General features: G+C 73.2%; 1 protein-coding gene. It reads right to left on the bottom strand.

Annotated elements, in window-relative coordinates:
- Positions 1–2,560 (bottom strand): bifunctional FO biosynthesis protein CofGH (locus tag HW445_RS25830; protein ID WP_180223305.1); only part of this gene is annotated, 2,560 nt, incomplete at its 3' end.
- Between the last annotated feature and the right edge of the window lie 119 nt (positions 2,561–2,679).

The raw sequence follows: 2,679 nt of genomic DNA, 5'->3' as shown, positions 1-2,679 counted from the left end.
GATGCCCGTCCGAGGCGGCCGCCGCCCGCTGCCGCTCCTCGGGGACCTCCCCGTAGAGCGTGTTGCGCGGCCGGGAGGGCCGCCCCGCCGCGTCGGCGATCGCCACCAGGTCCGCGACCGACCGGTAGGAGCCGTAGGAGGAGCCCGCCATCCGGGAGATGGTCTCCTCCATCAGCGTCCCGCCCAGGTCGTTGGCGCCCGACCGCAGCATCTCCGCCGCGCCCTCCGTGCCCAGCTTCACCCAGCTGGTCTGGATGTTGGGGATGTGGGGGTGCAGCAGCAGCCGCGCCATCGCCGTGACCGCCCGGTTGTCCCGCACCGTCGGCCCCGGCCGCGCGATGCCCGCGAGGTACACCGGCGCGTTGGTGTGCACGAACGGCAGCGTCACGAACTCCGTGAACCCTCCGGTGCGCTGCTGGATGCCGGCCAGCGTCCGCAGGTGCCCCAGCCAGTGGCGCGGCTGGTCGACGTGGCCGTACATCATCGTCGACGACGACCGGATGCCCAGCTCGTGCGCCGTGGTGATCACCTCGACCCAGGTGGCCGTGGGCAGCTTGCCCTTGGTCAGCACCCACCGCACCTCGTCGTCGAGGATCTCGGCGGCCGTCCCGGGGATCGTGTCGAGGCCCGCCTCCTTGGCGGCGGTCAGCCACTCCCGGATCGACATCCCGGTCCGGGTGGCGCCGTTGACGACCTCCATCGGCGAGAAGGCGTGCACGTGCATGCCGGGCACCCGTTCCTTCACCGCCCGCGCGATGTCGAAGTAGGCGGTGCCCGGCAGGTCGGGGTGGATGCCGCCCTGCATGCAGACCTCCACCGCGCCGACGTCCCACGCCTGCTGGGCCCGGTCGGCGACCTGCTCCAGCGACAGCGTGTACGCGTCCGCGTCGGTGCGGCGCTGCGCGAACGCGCAGAAACGGCAGCCGGTGTAGCAGACGTTGGTGAAGTTGATGTTCCGCGTGACGATGTAGGTCACGTCGTCCCCGACCGCCGACCTGCGGACGTCGTCGGCGATCCGGCAGAGCGCGTCCAGCGCCGCGCCGTCGGCGTGGAAGAGGGCGAGCGCCTCCTCGTCCGTCAGCCGGGTGGGGTCGTCCGCCGCCGTGCGCAGCGCGGCCCGCACGTCGCCGTCGATCCGCTCCGGGACCATGCCCGGCGCGGCGGCCTCCCGCAGCGACTCCCAGTCGCCGTAGACCTCGTCGAAGTCGTCCCGCCGGTCGCCCGTGCGGCCCTCGGAGTCGATGGTCCGGTGCAGGTCCGTCCGGCCCGACGGGGTGAACGCCTCGTCCGGCTCCTGCCAGGGACGCCCCTCGACCACCGCGTCCGGCACCGCCAGCCCCGTCTCCGGGTCGGCCAGCGCCCGCACGTGCGGCACCACCCGCGGGTCCAGCCACGGCTCGCCCCGCCGGACGAACTCCGGGTACACGCACAGCCGTTCACGCAGCTCGAAACCGGCCGCCGCGGACTTCTCGGCCAGCTCGTCGATCTTCGGCCAGGGCCGCTCGGGGTTGACGTGGTCGATGGTGATCGGGGAGACGCCGCCCCAGTCGTCGACGCCGGCCCGGATCAGCCGCTCGTACTCGGCGTCCACCAGGTTCGGCGGGGCCTGGACGCAGGCCGACGGGCCCATGACCACCCGCGCCACCGCCACCGCAGCGACCAGCTCGTCCAGCTCCGCGTCCGGCATCCCGCGCATCGCGGTGTCCGGCTTGGCGCGGAAGTTCTGGATGATCAGCTCCTGCACCGAGTGGTACGCCCGCGCCACCTTCCGCAGCGCGAACAGCGACTCGGCGCGCTCCTCGTAGGTCTCGCCGATGCCGATCAGGATCCCGCTGGTGAACGGCACCGACGAGCGGCCCGCGTCCTCCAGCACCCGCAGCCGCACGGCCGGCTCCTTGTCGGGGGAGCCGTGGTGCGGCCCGCCCGGCTCGGACCACAGCCGGGTCGCCGTCGTCTCCAGCATCATCCCCATCGACGGGGCGACCGGCTTGAGCCGCTGGAAGTCCGTCCAGCTCAGCACGCCCGGGTTGAGGTGCGGCAGCAGACCCGTCTCCTCCAGGATCCGGATCGAGATCGCCCGGACGTAGGCGATGGTGTCGTCGTACCCGTGCGCGTCCAGCCACTCCCGGGCCTCCGGCCAGCGGTCCTCCGGCTTGTCGCCGAGGGTGATCAGGGCCTCCTTGCAGCCCATCGCCGCGCCGCGCCGGGCGACGTCCAGCACCTCGTCGGGCGACATGAACATCCCGTGGCCGGCCCGGCGCAGCTTGCCGGGCACGGTGACGAAGGTGCAGTAGTGACACTTGTCCCGGCACAGCCGGGTGAGCGGGATGAAGACGCTCTTGGAGTAGGTGATGACGCCGGGCCGCCCGGCCGCCTCCAGGCCCGCGTCCCGCACCCGTGAGGCGGTGGCGCACAGGTCGTCGAGGTCGGCCCCGCGCGCCTGCAGCAGTACCGCCGCCTCGGCGACGTCGAGCGTGACCCCGTCCCGGGCGCGCCTGAGGGCGCGACGCATCGAGTTCTCGGTGGGGCGGCCCGTTCCGGAGCTGGCGGAAGTCGTCATCCCCCGAGCATACGAGCGGGACGAGCTGGGCAAACAAGGGCGTCCCACTCGGCGGTGACGCATTCCCGTGCCGTCGATCCGCCGCCCGGCGCCCTGCCGGTGCGGCCCCCGTGGACGAG

Origin of the sequence: Streptomyces sp. UH6 (assembly GCF_013421635.1) — a bacterium.
Taxonomy (GTDB): Bacteria; Actinomycetota; Actinomycetes; order Streptomycetales; family Streptomycetaceae; genus Streptomyces; species Streptomyces abyssomicinicus.
This window is presented reverse-complemented; position numbering and strand designations above follow the sequence as displayed.